This is a genomic window from Paenibacillus sp. sgz302115, assembly GCF_056120445.1.
Map to the genome: position 1 here is coordinate 61551 of NZ_JBVYOK010000005.1, position 16311 is coordinate 77861.

A 16311-nucleotide genomic window follows, 5' to 3' on the forward strand; every position below is an offset into this window, starting at 1 on the left:
AGGCATGTAATGATCAGGGCCAATAATTTAACCTTATCCTTACGGGACGGCCAGCGCAAGCTGCCGATATTGCAGGAAATTTCAATACATATCGGGCGGGGTGAATGGGTGGCCCTTACCGGAGCCAACGGCTGCGGCAAATCATCTCTGATCCGCACGCTAATCGGTCTGAACCTTCCTACGGGGGGCAGTCTGTCCGTTGCCGGTCTGGATCTGCGCTCACCGGAGAACCGTACAGCCGTTAAGCGGCATATCCAGCTCGTATTTCAGAATCCCGAAGCGCAGACTGTCGGGTCTACGCCTTTTGAGGATGTTGCGTTTGGGCTGGAGAACCGTGGACTAAGCCGAAGCAGTATGTTAGCCCGGATTGCGACCGTTCTTCAGCAAGTAGGGCTGGCCCACAAGGTGGAAGCGGACGTCTCCACTCTGTCAGGCGGAGAACGCCAGCGCCTGGCGGTCGCCTGCTGTCTGGCGCTTGCGCCGGAAATGATTATTTTTGATGAGGCGACCTCTATGCTGGACCCTGCCGGGCGGAGGGACATCTTCAGGCTGGCCCAAAGATTGTGGCGGCAGGGGACCACCGTGCTCTGGGTAACCCAGCGGATGGAGGAGCTGGCGGAAAGCCCGCGGATCGCTGTCATGGAGGAAGGCAGAATGCTGTACGACGGCGATCCACGCACCCTTTTCTATCAGAATGAGCTTCCGGAGCGTCTCGGCTGGGAGCCTGCTCCGGTTATCCGCATTGGACATCTGCTGCAGTCGCAGGGCTGGCCGCTCCACCGCCTGCCGCTTACCGAGCAGGAATTGGAGGCCGCCCTATGAGGCTTCAGGCAGAAGGCGTATCCTTCCAGTATGATAAGTCCCCCGCTCTCACGGATATCCATCTGGATATCCGCGAAGGCACACTGACGCTCCTGTGCGGGGTCACCGGCAGCGGCAAATCCACGCTGCTGCGCCTGCTGTCAGGACTTGCGAAGCCTGCCTCAGGCAAGGTTTCCTACGACGGAGGGGAGATGCCTCCCGGGGCAGTCGCTATGGTCTTTCAGCAGCCGGAGACACAACTGTTCGCAGGCAGCGTACACAAGGATATGGAGTACGGCCTGGAGCAGCGCGGAGTGCCGAAGCATCAGCGGCTGGAGCTGATCCGCAGCGCATTATCCGAGGTAGGACTGCCCTATGAAGAATTCGGCAGCCGTTCTCCCTTTCTGCTCAGCGGAGGGGAGAAACGCCGGCTCTGCATCGCCGGGGCCATCGCCGCCCGCCCCGGTCTGCTTATTCTCGACGAGCCGACGGCAGGACTTGATCCGAAGGCGGCCCGGAGCCTGCTGGACATGCTGCGCGGACTGCGCCGCAGCGGACTGACCCTGATCATCGGCACGCATGATCTGGACAGCTTCCTGCCGCTGGCAGACGAAGTGATTATTATGTCGCAGGGCTCCATCAGCTATAACGGACCGGCTGCTTCGCTCGCCGCCGATCCCCGGCCGCTCAGCTCCGCCGGCCTTACGCCGCCCGCCTACACGCGGATCGGACAGAGGCTCCGGCAGCAGGGGCTGTTCGATGTCCTGCCCGACAGTCTGGAGACTCTGCTGGAGGAGCTGGGCAAGCGTCCCCTGCCCGTTCCGCCGGAGGAAGGAATGTTAATTCCCGGAGAGGGCCAGCACAGCAACAGCAGACAGGACGAGCTTGCTCCTGTTGAAGCAGATTCCACCGAAGCCGGAAATGTAGAAACAGCCTCCACACGGCGATTGTGGCAGAAGCTGGACCCGCGCGTTAAATGGCTGGGGATGGTGCTGGGCACGCTGGTTATTCTGGGCATGGACTCACTTGTTCCGCTGCTGATCTCAGCAGGCCTAATTACCGGGATGATCATTTCCGCCGGCATCCCCTGGAGAAGAACGGTCCGCTTCTTCCGCCCGTTTCTCCTCATGTTCCTGTTCCTCTGGCTGCTGTCCGCACTCAGTTGGGAATTGCCGGACTACACGCTCGGTCCCATCGGCTTCAGTCTGGCGGGTATTGCGCGGGGCGGCCTGAATGTGCTCCGCTTTCTGCTGCTTATCGCCCTTGGCTTCCTGTTCACAGAGACAACTACAGGCGCGCCCTTGCGCGAAGGGCTGGAATGGGGCATTGCTCCGCTCAAAAAGCTGAGCATCCGTACCCGCAACTGGTCGCTGGCGGTATCGGTCACCCTGCAGTTCGTGCCGTGGATTATCGGCAAGCTGGCCCAGCTTCAGCTCGCACTAAGCTCACGCGGCAGAAGAACAAAGGGCCTTAGCCGCTGGACGCCACGGCAGATGGCCCTGCTGATTGTGCCGCTGCTGATTCTGGTCATCGGGATGGGCGATGAGCTGGCAACCGCTATAGAGGCACGCGGCTATGACCCCGGCAAGGAGCGCACGCCTTCCTACCAGCTGGCCTGGCAGCAACACGATACACTCGCTCTGCTCTGTATCCTGCTGGCAGCGTCCTTCTTATGGGGAGTGTCGCAGTTTACCTGAGAAGGTTGGCCTGAGCCGCTTACTCGAGCTTATAGCTCAGCATGTATTCCGTAAGCGGGCTCGGAACGTTCAGCTGGGGATCTTCCTCCGTCCAGACACCGGAAATCCCCAGCTCCCGGCAGGCCAGCTCAAAGCTGCAGGCGGCAATGCCCATGTCGATCCGCTGCATCTCAAAGCCCAGCCTGTTGCCGCTGTAATTCGGCGTAGACTGCAGATAGAAATGCACCTGCTGCAGATCCCGGGACAAAACCGCTCTCCAAGGCTGCTTGTTGGAGGCCGACGGGCCCAGCCGGAGCATCTCCAGCGGCACATCCAGCTTCCCGGCTGCTTCGCGGGTTAGCACGCGGCCGAATTCGGCATCATAGAACAGCTCCTCCCAAGGTTTCCTCTGATCCGACTTAGCGACAAAACGCATAGTGGAATCTAGCAGCCGCTGCTTTTCCCTTGGGTATCCCAGGGGTGTAATGCAGGGGATGATCTCTCCCGGCGCAAGCTCCATCTCGCGGGAGAAGGACTTGCGGCTGAACGTTCCGCCAATCCAGCAGGTTCCGAGGCCCAGGCCCGTGGCATACAGGATCAGCTTATGAAAAATATAACCAAACTCCAGCAGCGCCGTCTTCTCGTTCTGCACCGCGCCGACCAGGTAAGCCTGCGGGTTTTTGACAACTCCGTAGGTGCCAAGCTTAACGCTCTTACCTTCCGCCGCCCCGCCATCAGCCCACATCCATTCAACCTTGGCCTTACCGCCAAAAGGTCCGCGCAAATTCTCCTCCTGCGCCAGGTAATCCATCACTGCAGCATGGTCCGCTTCACTGATCGGTGTCGACTCATACGTGCGCACAGATTTGCGTCTCTCCATAATCTCGATTACCGTATTCCCCATAGTAACCCTTCTCCCCTCATATTTGGCGGACAGCTCAGAACCTAGCAAACTTGTCGTCCTTGCTCTAACAACGGCATTTTTGCCGTTGTTTCCACGCTAACCCGCCGATCCTACTTCAACAACGGCATTTCTGCTGTTATTTCCAGCCTAACTGGCCGCCCTCGCTCCAACAACGGCATTTCTGCCGTTATTTCCACGCTAACCCGCCGATCCCGCTCTAACAACGGCATTTCTGCCGTTGTTTCTGCTCAATAGCCACGACGAAAGAAAATCACAATCCCCTAAACAATCAAAAAATGGCGCCTGCACAGAACAGGAGCCATTCCAAAGTTGATGTAAATCTGGTTGCCAATTCTGCGGTTTAGATAATGGCAGATTGTATGTCTGTAACCTTTTATGTTGTGGATGGACATAGTATTACCGATTTCCGCCCAACCGTCTAGTATGTATCTCACCGGCGCCATAGCAGTCCCCACATAGTAGTCCGCGGCTACTCCTTCCCTTCCGGGTGGCGGGAGACGAGCCTTACCAGGTCAAGCGTCAGAATCGACAGCGTCATCGAAGCGGGGTAGGCAAGATAGCGCGGCTCCCACTCCGGGCTGAACTTCTCCTTGTACATCCGCAGGCCGGCGAACCCGTACCAGTGTCCGCCGCGCACAAATACCAGATGGGCCAGCTTCTCCTCCCGCAGCGCTCCGGAATTCTGGCCGACACTGGACAGAGGGGCATTGCCAAGGTTGAACCGGCGGTAGCCCTGTTCCTTCGCCCACTCCAGCAGGCGGACAAACAAATAGTCCATGGTTCCGTTCGGTGTTTTTTTTCGGTGGCGCATGAGGTCAACTGAAATCGTAACTCCCTTGTCATACCCCGGTGCAATGGAGGCAAAAGCCAGCACCTTGCCTGCCGCATCCCGCAGCAGCGCTACCTGTGCCAGCTGCAGATAAGACGGCTTGAACCAGCCGAGCGAAAAACCTTTTTCGCTGCGTCCGCTTAGCCACTCCCCGGAAACCCGGCGCAGCTCCTCAAGCAGCTCTGGGGAATGCGGCGCTTCCGCTATCTCGAACCTGTAATCCTCACGTTCGAAGCGGTTTTTCACACTCCGCAGATCTGAATTTTTTTTGCCGCTAAGTGTAAAATCAGCAAGAGAGATCATCGCCTCCTCACCGAGCTTGAAGAAGCGGTAGCCCTGCTCATGATAGACCGGCAGAAAGTCCGGGGTAGCCTGATAGAACACCACAGACAGACCGTATAAATCCGCAGCCTGCCGGAATTCGCTGATCGCTTCGCCTACTAGGGCACGGGGTCCCAGCGGATCACCCAGCACCACCAGCTTGTCCCGCGCTCTGGCAAAAGCAATCAGCACCTTGCCGCCCTGGGCCCAATAGAAGCTTTTGTCGCCCAGAAACAGCATATGGGTCAAGGCATTCCCCTCATTTCCCTCAAGAAATTGGCTTAGCCGCTTCATATCCTTGTCCGCCAGCAGTTCCTCCATCTTGTGCTGGGGCCGGAGGACTACCAGCATCGTCATCAGCAGCCAGGAGAGCACCAGCCCGCTGACCGCTGTAACCGCTACATTGCTGTGCCGGTGCAGCCACTCCGGGGGAATACCTACGGGAAGATGCTTCGGAAAGCCATGATGCACGTAACTGCCCAGCAGGAAGTAAATAAACGCAATGGAAGAAGTCAGCACCAGCCACCAGATCGTGCTTTGCTTGCTGAACGGTACGCTGATCCGGTTGAAGCGGGCCCTGGATATCCAGAGGATGAGCGCTACAACCAGCAGAAATAACGCTTCCTCGTAATCAAAGCCTTTCGTAAAGGTGAACACCGCCCCGCCAAACAGCAGCGCGCAGGTCAAGATATACGCCCGGTGGACACGCAGCGAAATCCCGCGCGACAGAAGAATAAGCATGAAGCCGATCAGAACGGATACATGATGTGAAATTCGCATCACCGGCAGAGAGAGCAGCTCCTCCGTTAACCGCAGCCGGTACAGCAGCTCAGGCGTCGCCGCCGACAGCAGCAGGATCAGACCGCTGGCCAGCACCAGCTTGCCGAGCGCCCATATGCCAAGATCGCTCAAGAATGTGTATTGGCCCGGCCAGCCCCAGATTTTCTGCCATAGATTAAGCGAAGGCTCGATGCCCACATTACTCCGGTCAGAGCTTTTTTTACTCTGCAGTCCAATTTCCAGTGCAGCCATCACAAGGCCGATCAGCCACGGAATGAGATAATAGAACAGTCTGTAAATAACCAGAACAGCCATAGCCTTATCGCTTCCATAGCCTAGCTGCGAAAGTCCGAGCAAGGCGATCAGGTCGAAGGCGCCGATGCCCCCGGGGGCCATACTCAGGATGCCTGCTATCGCAGCGATGACATAGATGCTGAAGACCGTAATGTAGCTGGCGCAGCCAAGCAGATGACTCGCAATGATGCAGAACGTGATTCCGGCGAACAGCCATTCCAGAAGCGATGCGCCGACCGAAGCCGCCACGGTGGTCCAAGGTGTTCGGCCCTGCCCCCGGTTAATCCATTTGGCAAACAGCGACGAGCGCTGGATGATGATAAAAAGCGGCAAATAAAGCGCCATACCCCACACCGCAAACACCAGCCAACGGTGCGCGCGGAGCAGCTCAGCGGCCGGAAAAAATCCGAAAATATTGCCCCAGGATAGCAGCGACAGCCCCGTGATCATAAGCGGCGAGAGAAACACTATAGCCGGGGTCAGGACGGCAGTAGGCACACCGCTTTTTTTGTAGAGGAGCGTCCGCAGCCCAACCCCCGCCAGACCGGCAAAGCCGATCAGATTATTGAAGGTATTAGCAATCCACGAATAGCGGAACGTGCTCCAGTGGCTTATCTTCAAACGAAAATGCTGGCGGATCAAATAGTCATAAGCGCTCATCACAGCCACAGCGAGCAGGGCTGCCCCCATCATCTGTGCAATGGCCGCTGCGGGTACATGCTTCAGCTCGCGGATAATCAGACGGAGGTGTACCTTCTTCAGCTCATGCTGCCCCTCCAGATATACAAAGACTATAATAACCAGCGGAAAAAGCGCTCTGACCGCCCGCAGCCGGTAGATGGATATAATCAGCCTTACAATTTTGAAGCGTTCGAGCGATTGTTTTATCGAATGCATGACTTCTTTCTCCTGCCTTTACTGCCGGCTTGCCCCTTGTCCGGAGCAACTTGCCGTGTCATTCCTCCATTATACCAACACTATGAACAGAAGGCCCGTATAATGATCATCACTTAGGTTAGACACCCGGCAAAGGGCAATTCCCTGCAGCAGCCCGAAAAAAAGAAGACCCTGAACTATTGAACCAGAGCAATAAAAAAAGGACAGTCACCACGGCAAATGGCTGTCCTTTTTCTATGTACGCTGTGCCCGGGGTTACACCCGGATGTCAAATCTGCCTTCGCTGTTCGTGGTGGCAGTAGCGATCTCCTGCGCGCTGGCTGGAGCAAGCGCATTGTCGTTAGCCGGCTTCTCAGGCGGCGGCGCACTGCTGCCTGCCGCAGAGGAACCGCTGCTGCTCTGCGATTTCTGCGCAATTTGCGCTTCGATCTGCTTGATCTGCTGCTGAAGCTGCTTGGTTTTGGTTTCCTTCGTTTTCTCGTCGTCCTTGCTGGATTGTACTTTCTCCAGGTCGGCTTCCAGCTTCGCTTTTTGCTTCTCCAGGGCGGCGGTATCGGTTGCGCTGGAGGAGGTGTACGAAGTGGAAGAGGCCGATGATACGGATGATATACTCATGCTCGTCCCTCCTTTCAAATCCAATATAACCCTTTTGAAGGAGCGGAACGTTAATTTGCGCTGAAAGTTTGCTGAAAGAACCGGGCCAATCCTTATGTACAAAAAGGAAGCGCCAGGCCAAGCTGTATAAGTTGAACTTTAGATTTTCATATTGGGCCCTGGTCGTAACTCCGGGGAATGTTTGGACTTCCGGCCGCTGTTGTTCACAGATTTCCTGATTTGAGACCGCTGCTAGCGGTTGAAATCTGTGAACAAAGGCGGACGCTATCGCTCCTACAGTTCCAAACTTCCCCTCCGCACTCCTGCCTTTTTTATGATTTTTTTAAGTTCGATTTATATAGCATCAGCAGAATGCCTGGGCTTAACAGCTCATTTGCCTTTTTTCCCGCTGCAGAGCAGCAGATAGGCCAGTATAGAGCAGATGCCCGCTGACGCGATGACTACCGCCATCGGAAGCGCGGTTTTATCGCCGCCCAGTCCGACCAGCGGAGCCACGCAGCTGCCAAGCAGCAGCGGCAGAAGTCCCAGCAGTGCCGAGGCGCTGCCTGCGGAATCCCCCTGATCCTGCATAGCCAGGGAGAAGCTGGTTGTGCCAACCATACCAACGCTTGAGACAACGGCAAACAGGCAGATCAGGATCGGCAGCAGACCGCCGCCTGTCAGCACAGTCAGCAGCAGCAGAGCGCCGCCCGCCGTACACAGCAGCAGGCCGCTGACCAGCAGCTTGCGCTCACCGACTCTTCCGGCCAATCTGCCGGCCACTTGTCCTGAGATAATAATCCCCAGACCGTTCACGGCAAAGATCAGGCTGTACATTTGCGGGGAGACGCCAAAAATATTCTGCAGCACAAACGAGGAGCCCGAAATATAAGCGAACATAGCCGCCGTAACCAATCCTTGAGTAAGCGCATAGCCCATGAACCGCCCGTTACGAAGCAGGATGCCGAAGGTGCGCAAGGTTCCTTTCAGCCCGCTCTTGGAACGCCGCTCTTTAGGCAAGGTCTCAGGAAGCCGCAGCAGAATCGTGGCAAAAAAGATCAGCCCGGCGGCAAACAGCACCACGAACACTCCCTGCCATGTTGTGAATCGCAGAAGCTGGCCTCCGATGACCGGGGCCAGAATCGGCCCCAACCCGTTGACAATCATCAGCAAGGAGAAGAATTTGGTTAATTCGGAGCCGCTGTAGAGGTCACGAACTGCCGCCCGCGAGATCACTACACCTACGGAACCGGCTATCCCCTGGACAAACCGCAGCACGATTAAAAGCCCGATTGAAGGGCTGAACGCGCACAGCAATGAGGAAACCGCATAAACGATCATACCGATGAGCAGCGGTGTACGGCGGCCATACACATCGCTTAGCGGCCCCGCCACCAGTTGCCCCGAGGCCAATCCGAGCAAAAAGAAGGTGAGGCTAAGCTGCGCCAGCGCAGCCCCGGCCCCAAAATGCACCCCAAGCTCGGGAAGCGCCGGCAAATACATATCAATGGACAACGGTCCAATCGCGGAAATGGCTCCCAGAATGACGGCGATTTGCAGCCGCTGCTTCCGCGATGGCCCCCCTGCCTCCAGCATGCGACTATCTGTTTTTGTGATCATGATAAATGACGCCAACCTTTCTGTTAACAACCCTTAGGCTCAGTATTGTGTATCCTTCATACTACCTGATGGCTGCCGGATTGTTCAATGCTTTTGTCACAGCTACGGTTACTGGTTGCACAAGAAGAAACGGCTTTGCCGTCCTCTGAAAGAGGTGGCGTCCGTTTCTCCAGAAAGATAAGGATAATTTGTAGCGTGAAACATATAAATTCTTATCTTTGCAAAAAACCGTCCGCAAGAGCTTCTAAGCGACATATATAGTCACTTATCGGCGGTCCTGCGGACGGCTGTATGATTAAGCTTTGCCTGGTGTACCCCGCCCCTGCAGCCAATCTCTGGCGGCTTCGGCTTCAGCCGCGCTCAAGCGGTGGCCCTGGTTGCCCCAGTGGGTGGTTACTTCAGCGTCAGCACCCTGCAGAAGCGACTCCAGCTCCCGGGTCTCCTCCACCCGGACGATCGGATCATTGGTCCCCGCCCCAATGAAGACTGGGACTCCCTTCAGCGAAGGCAGCTTCAGGCCACGCAGCGGAACCATCGGGTGCAGCAGCACCGCCGAGCGGAAAATTCCGCCGTAATGGAACAACAGGCTGCCGGCGATATTCGCACCGTTGGAGTAGCCTACCGCCACCAGATTACCGGGATCGAAGCCGTACTTGGCAGCAGCCTCATCCAGAAACCCTTTAAGCTCATGGGTGCGGAAGACTAGGTCCTCTTCATCGAAGATGCCTTCAGCCAGCCGCCGGAAGAAGCGCGGCATGCCGTTCTCGAGTACATTTCCCCGGATGCCCAGCACTGAAGCGCCGGGAGCGAGAAGTTCGGCCAGCGGCAGCAGATCACGCTCGTTGCCGCCGGTTCCGTGGAACAGGACAAGTGTCGGCAGACTTTCATCCGTACCCTTGCGGAAGATATGGATCATCCCTGCTTCACCTCGATTTCACGAATTTCAAAAGGAGTCAGATTTTCTTCAATCAACGCGCGGTGCGGCTCGAACCAGGCCGGAAGCATCAGCTTTTGACCGAGGGCATCCGGAGCTTCATCACGGGCAAAGCCTGGAGGATCGGTTGCGATCTCGAAGAGAATTCCGCCTTCTTCCCGGAAGTAAATAGCGTTGAAGTATTGGCGGTCCTGAACCGGAGTCGGCTGATAGCCATGACTCTGGACGCGGCGGCCCCAATCCAGCTGCTCGGCATCGTCTTTGGCCCGCCAAGCAATGTGGTGGACGGTACCCGAGCCTCCGGTGCCATGCGGAACCGGCGTTGCCTTCAGGTCAATGATATTGCCAATGTCGCTAGTGGATCTGTAGCGGATATAACCGTCACCTTCAGCAATACGTTCGAGGCCCAGCGTGCGGGACAGGGTATCTGCTGTTTTGTCCGGATCTGTGCTGTAGAGAACGGCACCTCCGAAGCCTTTGATGGCATGCTCAGCCGTAACTCCGCCGAAGGACCATGTGCTCAGCGGACCATCGGCACGTTCCACAAGCTCAATCCGCAGCCCGTCGAAATCAGCGAATGAGAGATAGTTTTCTCCAATCCGGCTTACATGGGTAACCGGAATCTGGTAAGCGGCAAGCCGCTGCTCCCAGAATCCCAAAGAGCCAACCGGCACCGCATAGGTGGTTACGCCAACCTGGCCTCCGCCGATACGGCCTTTGCGTCCTGCCGCAAATGGGAAGAAGGTAATAATCGTTCCCGGCGCACCCTGCTCATTCCCGAAATAGAGATGGTAGACCTCTGGAGCGTCGAAGTTCACTGTTTTTTTCACAAGCCGCAGCCCGAGAATTCCGGCATAGAAATCGGCATTGCGCTGCACATCTCCAACAAAAGCGGTAATATGGTGAATCCCTTGAGTTTGCATAGTCATTAGTATAACCTCCTAAGTGTGGTGCGGCAGCTTGCCGCCCTAGATAAGACCAGAACAACCTTTTTTATATTTAAGCCAAGTTATCAGTTGAAAAAGAGTGCGTCGAGCGATATCGAACCCGGACCCGCGATTGCCACGCCTACAGCTACCACCAGCAGCGTCAGAGGGAACTCAACTCCGTTAGCTGTGGACCAGAATCCGTTGGGAGCATGCACCTTAACGATAGCGCCAAGCATGGCTCCGGCAATCAGTACTGCCGCTACCGGCGTCAGCAGCCCGGCTGCGAACAGCAGGCCTCCGACAAGCTCCATCAGTCCCGCCAGCACCGCCATGAATACGCCCGGTTTAATGCCGATGGATTCCATCCAGCCGCCGGTTCCTTTCGGACCGTAGCCCCCGAACCAGCCGAACAGCTTCTGTGAACCATGCCCGATGAACGCAACCCCGATAAACAATCTCATCAATAACAATCCTACACTAACCATTTTGAACACTCTCCATTCTCTTGATTTTAATTATCTTAACCTTAAGATATTAGGTAAAAAAATTTTGGACTTCCTGTGATTTGTTTGACTCCAGTTCTTAGCTGGCAGGTCTTGGGTGATCCCCTGCGTAAATCCCATTAGGCTTCCGCTTCCCGGCTCCCCGCTGCTTTGCTTTTGACCTTCGCGGGAAGCCTTATTCTACACGCCTTTGCCCAGCTTCTTCAGCAATTCAATCGCCTGGCTCTTCTCTTGCTTATTCAAACCGCCCATCAAACTATGAATGGAGCTTGCATGACGGGGGAAAATATCATCGAACAGCTCGCGGCCCGCTTCCGTGATCTCCGCATAGGTTACCCGGCGGTCTTCATTGCATGGAACGCGTCTCAGCAATCCCCGCTTCTCCAGCTTGTCGATGTTGTAGGTGATGCTTCCGCTGGTAACAAGAATCTTCCCGCCGATCTGCTGCAGCGGAATCCGGTTCCTATGGTAGAGCACCTCCAGCACCATAAATTCAGCCGAAGCGAGTCCATGACTCTTCATATCCTTCACCGCCTGATCCATCAGGCTTCGGTATGCCTTGGACAAAACCACAAACAATTTCAGTGATGTTGCCTGATCCTCATCAGCCTGGCTGTCGGCAACCGTGCTTGCTGCCTCTTTATATTCACTCATCCTGCTCACCTCCCATTCGTTTTTTCATTTGTCTTTAAGTTAATTATCTTTAAGTTAAGATAAATATAATCCATCCTTTATCCATTGTCAACACTTTCTTTAAAATTAAACAACTTTACCGTCCTCCGAAAGAGGCGGCATTCGTTTCTCCAACAATAGAAGGATAAAGGATATGTGAAACCCATGCTTTCTTCAACTTCAAAAAAATTCGCCCGGTTTGACCTGACTTCTAAAACGGCGTATCCTTTTCCTTGGAAATGCAAGATACCTTGCCCGGAGAATGCGCGCTGGCTTAACAATATTCTGCGCCAAATGAAGGGCTGACAACGCAGATTTATTGGTAAGCGGGACGCGGCTGTAAATGAAGATGCCGGCTCCAGGGCGATAGCGGATCTGCTGCATTTTGTACAGCAGAATTCCTTCAACAAAGGGCAAAATGCGGTTCTATTGCACTTTGTACAATCAAAGTTCGCGAAAAGCTTCCTTTTTACGATGATTCATTGATTCTATCCTGAAATAACGATGTCCGAACAGAGGACATTGTTATGGAAGCCTCGAATTTGGCGAAGCCAAATTGAGGGCCTTCTATGAAATTTCATCGTCTGAAGTGCCGCGAAAGAGCGGCATGGCTGTCTATTGTATGATCTGCAGCAGATTGCTTTCTTTGGGGTTTCTGGGGCTTATCTGCTGCATGTTCTGCAATAGATTTCTTTCCCTGCCCCCGCACTCAATCTTATGTAAGTCTACATAGTAGCATTGCAAGGTCACATTAGTCGGAATTCCACACTATTACACTGGAAAATCTTCGTACAAACAAGCGATATACGTACATGAGCACATTTATATAGAAGGAGGCTGAATGATGGAAGCATTCAATAGACAAGCTCCAGGTCCGCGAGGGGAAGCGGGGGAAATGCCGCAGGCGCCGCACGTCCTGATCGTAACGGCTGTCGCGGCGGAGCGGGACGCGGTCCTGCGCGGCCTGAAGGGCAGCGGCAGGTTCAACGTCATTGCGGCGGGCGCCGGTACCGCCGCAGCGGCGGCGGGAACCGCCGCGGCACTGGCAGCCGGCTCCTACGGCTGCGTCATCAGCGCCGGGATCGGCGGCGGCTTCCCGGGCCGCGCGCCCGTAGGCTCGCTGGTCGTCGCCAGCGAGATGATTGACGCGGCCCTCGGCGCAGAGACGCCGGAGGGCTTCCGCAGCGCTGCCGAGCTCGGCTTCGGCAGCGTGTCCGTGCCGGCGGAGCGCGGCACGGTGCAGGCCCTTGCGGCCGCGCTCGCAGCGGCCGGGCTTGCGGTAAGCACGGGGCCCGTGCTTACCGTGTCGACGGCGACCGGCACCGCCGGGACGGCCGCCGCTCTCGCCGCCCGCCACCCGGAGGCGGCGGCGGAGGCGATGGAAGGCCACGGGGTTGCCGTGGCCGCCCAGGCGCTGGGGATCGCGGCGCTGGAGCTGCGCGCGATCTCGAACCCGGTCGGCCCGCGCGACCGGGCCGCATGGAAAATCAATGAAGCCTTGGACATACTCGCGGCGGCAGCCGCTATACTTCAGGAGGTGCTGTAATGACAACAGGGCTGAATATTGCCTTTTCCCCTTGTCCTAATGATACATTTATTTTTCATGCCTGGGCTCACGGCCTTGTGCCGGGCGCGCCCAAGCTGAATGTGACCTTTGCCGATATTGATATTACCAATAGTCTGGCTGCGGACGGTTCCGGACCCGAAGTGCTCAAAATCTCCTACGCCGCCCTGCCCTGGGTGCTGCAGCGGTACAAGCTTCTGCCCTGCGGCGGCGCGCTCGGACGGGGCTGCGGCCCGCTGGTGCTGACCCGCAAGGGAGCGGGCGCCATCAAGCATCCGGGTGATCTGTCCGGGCGGCGGATTGCCGTTCCCAGCGAGCGCTCCACCGCGTATCTGCTGTTCCGCCTATGGGCGGCTCAGCAGGTGCCTGGCGGTCCTGCCGAAATCGTCGTCCTGCCCTTTGATGAGATCATGCCCGCGGTACGCGACGGGCAGATTGATGCGGGGCTGGTCATTCATGAAGCCCGCTTCACCTATCCCTCCTATGGCCTTAACCTGCTGACCGATCTGGGCAGCTGGTGGGAGGGCGACACCGGGCTGCCGATACCGCTCGGCGCGATTATCGCCCGCCGCGACCTCGACCACGAGGCCATTTCCGGCTGGATTCGCAGCTCGCTCCAATACGCCTGGGATCACCGGCATGATTCGCGGGAATATGTGATGGACCACGCTCAGGAGCTGTCACCGGAGGTTGCCAAATCGCACATTGATCTGTACGTCAATGAATTCTCGATGAATCTGGGCGAAGACGGCTATGCCGCCATCTCCGCCCTCCTGAACCGGGCCGCCGCTGAAGGCCTTGTTCCGCCTATAGATCCGGCGCTGCTACGGTAGCGCAGCAAGCCTATTCGAATATCAACGGCTCCTGGATAAGCTGCAACCAATCCCCGGGAGCCGGATTCTTTTACAGCAAATCTCATAGCTCAACGTTATGAAATCTACTCTATGATCCTGAACATCCATTCCCTCGTTATGCCTTAAGCCATGCTTATTTTTGGCGGCACATATTTATTTTTCCACCTTATTTATTGAATCATGCTTACTCACAAGGACAATGCTCAGTATCCGTTATCCGCTCATTAAACGCTCTTTCCCATTAAAATTTGGTACCGGGCTTCAGACCACATACAATAGACAGCCATGCCGCTCTTTCGCGGCACTTCAGACGATGAAATTTCATAGATGGCCCTTGGGTTTGGCTTCACCAAATTCGAGGCTTCCATAACAATGTCCTCTGTTCGGACATCGTTATTTCAGGATAGAAAGTAGACTAATACTCGTGAGGAGGATGTGTTGTGATTCCTAACGGCAACAGCAAGCCGAATATTGAACGCTTTTTGGGCTTTCAGGACGAATATGACCGTTACCGGCCCGAGGCTCCGCCTATGGTTATTGAATTGCTGACCACATATCTGGGCCGCAGGCCTTCCCTGGTTGCCGATGTAGGCTGTGGCACCGGCCTATCCACCTTTTTGTGGAAGGATGCAGCGGATGCTGTAACCGGAGTTGAGCCTAACCCCGATATGCTGGGCAAAGCGCTTGATAAGCTGCGTCTTCTGGAGGATTCGGGGCAATCGCTATCCTTTGTGCAGGGTTATTCGAACCAGCTTCCTTTTGCAGGGGAAAGCGTGGATATCATCACCTGCTCGCAGTCCTTCCACTGGATGGACCCGGTCAGCACGCTGCAGGAAATATCCCGCTGCCTGCGCCCTGGCGGAGTGTTCGCCGCCTATGATTGCGACTGGCCGCTGGTACTGCAGCCGGATATTGAAGCCCGCTACAATAGGCTGATCGCTGGCGCGGATGATCTGCTTGCCGGGCTCCAGCCAGTTTCCGAGCAGGCTCACAAATGGGACAAAGAAGGGCATTTAGCCAGAATAAAGGCCAGCGGGCTATTTTCTTACGCACGGGAAATTGTGTTTCATCATACAGAGAGCTGCGACGCGCAGCGTTATGTCGGACTGATGCTCAGCCAAGGCGGAATCCAGACCGTGCTGAAGCTCGCTCCCGCCGCGCTGGAACAGGACATTGCCGGATTTACGGCAGACGTTGAACAGTTCTTTCAAGGCCGGACCCTGCCAGTTGTGATCAGCTACCGGATGAGAATTGGTGTTAAGTAGCCATTTTATAGCCGGCATATCTATCCATCCAGCAATATTTACTCTATACTAAAAGCAACGAGACGAAGAACGTCCCGGTTGCCCTCCGAGAGGGAAGCCGGGGCGTTTTCTATTTTTCCGGGGAGGTTGAGAACTTGGAATTTGAAGAAGCACATAAGCAATTTATAGACGGACATTTGGCTGGCAGACCTGCGGGAGAGCGGCGGGGACGGCTGGAGAGAGGGCATCAGCATGCCGAGACTTTGTTTCTGCGCAATATCTGGTGGCCGCTGCGGGGGCATTTTACCGGGCTTCATCCTGAGTATGAGGTAACCGACTGGCGGGGAAGATCCTATTTCGCCGACTTCGCCTGGCTGCCCGGGTATGTAAAGCTGCTCATCGAGATCAAAGGCTATGCCTCACATGTACGCGATATGGACCGGCAAAAATACTGCAGCGAGCTGAACCGCGAAACCTTCCTGTATGCAATGGGTTATCATGTTATTTCGTTTGCCTACGATGATGTAGAGCAGCGGCCTGAGCTCTGCATGACCTTGCTGCGTATGGTACTTGGCAGATATCAGCCCGCTGATGCGCCTGTGTCACGCCTTCAGCTTATGGAGCAAGAATTAATCAGACTGGCCATTCAATTGGCGCGGCCCATCCGCCCGTTGGATATTGAGCAGCATTTCGAAATCACCTACAAAACAGCCATCCGCCTCCTTCGAGGTCTGACTGAAAAAGGCTGGCTGCTCCCTGCCACAGACGCTAAACAGCAGAGAATCGTCCGATATGAGCTGGCACGCGGGGTTTTGGAGTATTTTAGTTGATCCTAATAAGCAAAGCTGGCAGACCTGTGGCGGAAAGCATCTGC

The 16311-nt window shown here is 55.8% G+C and carries 14 protein-coding genes; 6 read left to right on the forward strand and 8 right to left on the reverse strand.

From position 1 onward, the window contains the following. The first annotated feature begins 9 nt into the window (after positions 1 to 9). Positions 10 to 822, forward strand: coding sequence for an ATP-binding cassette domain-containing protein (locus AC0LWN_RS12240; RefSeq protein WP_474665609.1), 813 nt, complete (start codon positions 10 to 12; stop codon positions 820 to 822). After that, positions 819 to 2498 (forward strand): ATP-binding cassette domain-containing protein, encoded by a 1680-nt coding sequence (locus AC0LWN_RS12245; protein ID WP_474665611.1) that lies wholly within the window; start codon positions 819 to 821, stop codon positions 2496 to 2498. The genes AC0LWN_RS12240 and AC0LWN_RS12245 overlap by 4 nt, the downstream gene beginning before the upstream one ends. Positions 2499 to 2517: 19 nt before the next feature. Here AC0LWN_RS12245 and AC0LWN_RS12250 read toward each other — a convergent pair whose 3' ends face one another. The 8 genes from AC0LWN_RS12250 to AC0LWN_RS12285 form a co-directional block, all read right to left on the reverse strand. Next, a complete protein-coding gene (locus AC0LWN_RS12250) occupies positions 2518 to 3381 on the reverse strand; it encodes a nitroreductase family protein (RefSeq protein ID WP_474665613.1) in 864 nt (287 codons plus the stop codon). Positions 3382 to 3871: 490 nt separating this feature from the next. Beyond that, the gene (gene mprF, locus AC0LWN_RS12255) at positions 3872 to 6523 is read right to left on the reverse strand and encodes a bifunctional lysylphosphatidylglycerol flippase/synthetase MprF (protein WP_474665615.1); all 2652 of its coding nucleotides are present in this window, start codon (positions 6521 to 6523) and stop codon (positions 3872 to 3874) included. A 255-nt stretch (positions 6524 to 6778) separates the two neighbouring features. Next, the gene (locus tag AC0LWN_RS12260; RefSeq protein WP_474665617.1) at positions 6779 to 7138 is read right to left on the reverse strand and encodes a FlxA-like family protein; all 360 of its coding nucleotides are present in this window, start codon (positions 7136 to 7138) and stop codon (positions 6779 to 6781) included. A gap of 369 nt (positions 7139 to 7507) precedes the next feature. Continuing rightward, positions 7508 to 8737 (reverse strand): multidrug effflux MFS transporter, encoded by a 1230-nt coding sequence (locus AC0LWN_RS12265; RefSeq protein WP_474665619.1) that lies wholly within the window; start codon positions 8735 to 8737, stop codon positions 7508 to 7510. A gap of 295 nt (positions 8738 to 9032) precedes the next feature. Further along, a complete protein-coding gene (locus AC0LWN_RS12270; protein ID WP_474665621.1) occupies positions 9033 to 9653 on the reverse strand; it encodes an alpha/beta hydrolase in 621 nt (206 codons plus the stop codon). After that, entirely contained in the window at positions 9650 to 10600 is a 951-nt protein-coding gene (locus AC0LWN_RS12275) for a ring-cleaving dioxygenase (RefSeq protein ID WP_474665623.1), read from the reverse strand. Before AC0LWN_RS12275 ends, AC0LWN_RS12270 begins: the two co-directional genes overlap by 4 nt. Before the next feature lie 83 nt (positions 10601 to 10683). Next, the gene (locus AC0LWN_RS12280; protein ID WP_474666064.1) at positions 10684 to 11085 is read right to left on the reverse strand and encodes a DoxX family protein; all 402 of its coding nucleotides are present in this window, start codon (positions 11083 to 11085) and stop codon (positions 10684 to 10686) included. 198 nt (positions 11086 to 11283) lie between these two features. Then, complete coding sequence (locus tag AC0LWN_RS12285; RefSeq protein WP_474665625.1) at positions 11284 to 11757, reverse strand: MarR family winged helix-turn-helix transcriptional regulator; 474 nt, start codon at positions 11755 to 11757, stop codon at positions 11284 to 11286. 913 nt (positions 11758 to 12670) lie between these two features. Between AC0LWN_RS12285 and AC0LWN_RS12290 the strand changes: the two genes are divergently transcribed. The 4 genes from AC0LWN_RS12290 (at position 12671) to AC0LWN_RS12305 (ending at position 16267) form a co-directional block, all read left to right on the forward strand. Continuing rightward, a complete protein-coding gene (locus tag AC0LWN_RS12290) occupies positions 12671 to 13321 on the forward strand; it encodes a futalosine hydrolase (protein WP_474665627.1) in 651 nt (216 codons plus the stop codon). 11 nt (positions 13322 to 13332) lie between these two features. Continuing rightward, positions 13333 to 14172: a 1,4-dihydroxy-6-naphtoate synthase gene (locus tag AC0LWN_RS12295; protein WP_474666066.1), complete on the forward strand. Its 840-nt coding sequence runs from the start codon at positions 13333 to 13335 to the stop codon at positions 14170 to 14172. A gap of 461 nt (positions 14173 to 14633) precedes the next feature. After that, positions 14634 to 15458: a class I SAM-dependent methyltransferase gene (locus tag AC0LWN_RS12300; protein WP_474665629.1), complete on the forward strand. Its 825-nt coding sequence runs from the start codon at positions 14634 to 14636 to the stop codon at positions 15456 to 15458. 134 nt (positions 15459 to 15592) lie between these two features. Beyond that, entirely contained in the window at positions 15593 to 16267 is a 675-nt protein-coding gene (locus tag AC0LWN_RS12305; protein WP_474665631.1) for a hypothetical protein, read from the forward strand. Positions 16268 to 16311: the final 44 nt, after the last annotated feature.

Coding starts and splice junctions, on each gene's coding strand:
- AC0LWN_RS12240 (WP_474665609.1), top strand. CDS start 10: ATGATCAGGGCCAATAATTTAACCTTATCCTTACGGGACGGCCAGCGC.
- AC0LWN_RS12245 (WP_474665611.1), top strand. CDS start 819: ATGAGGCTTCAGGCAGAAGGCGTATCCTTCCAGTATGATAAGTCCCCC.
- AC0LWN_RS12250 (WP_474665613.1), bottom strand. CDS start 3,381: ATGGGGAATACGGTAATCGAGATTATGGAGAGACGCAAATCTGTGCGC.
- mprF (WP_474665615.1), bottom strand. CDS start 6,523: ATGCATTCGATAAAACAATCGCTCGAACGCTTCAAAATTGTAAGGCTG.
- AC0LWN_RS12260 (WP_474665617.1), bottom strand. CDS start 7,138: ATGAGTATATCATCCGTATCATCGGCCTCTTCCACTTCGTACACCTCC.
- AC0LWN_RS12265 (WP_474665619.1), bottom strand. CDS start 8,737: ATGATCACAAAAACAGATAGTCGCATGCTGGAGGCAGGGGGGCCATCG.
- AC0LWN_RS12270 (WP_474665621.1), bottom strand. CDS start 9,653: ATGATCCATATCTTCCGCAAGGGTACGGATGAAAGTCTGCCGACACTT.
- AC0LWN_RS12275 (WP_474665623.1), bottom strand. CDS start 10,600: ATGACTATGCAAACTCAAGGGATTCACCATATTACCGCTTTTGTTGGA.
- AC0LWN_RS12280 (WP_474666064.1), bottom strand. CDS start 11,085: ATGGTTAGTGTAGGATTGTTATTGATGAGATTGTTTATCGGGGTTGCG.
- AC0LWN_RS12285 (WP_474665625.1), bottom strand. CDS start 11,757: ATGAGTGAATATAAAGAGGCAGCAAGCACGGTTGCCGACAGCCAGGCT.
- AC0LWN_RS12290 (WP_474665627.1), top strand. CDS start 12,671: ATGCCGCAGGCGCCGCACGTCCTGATCGTAACGGCTGTCGCGGCGGAG.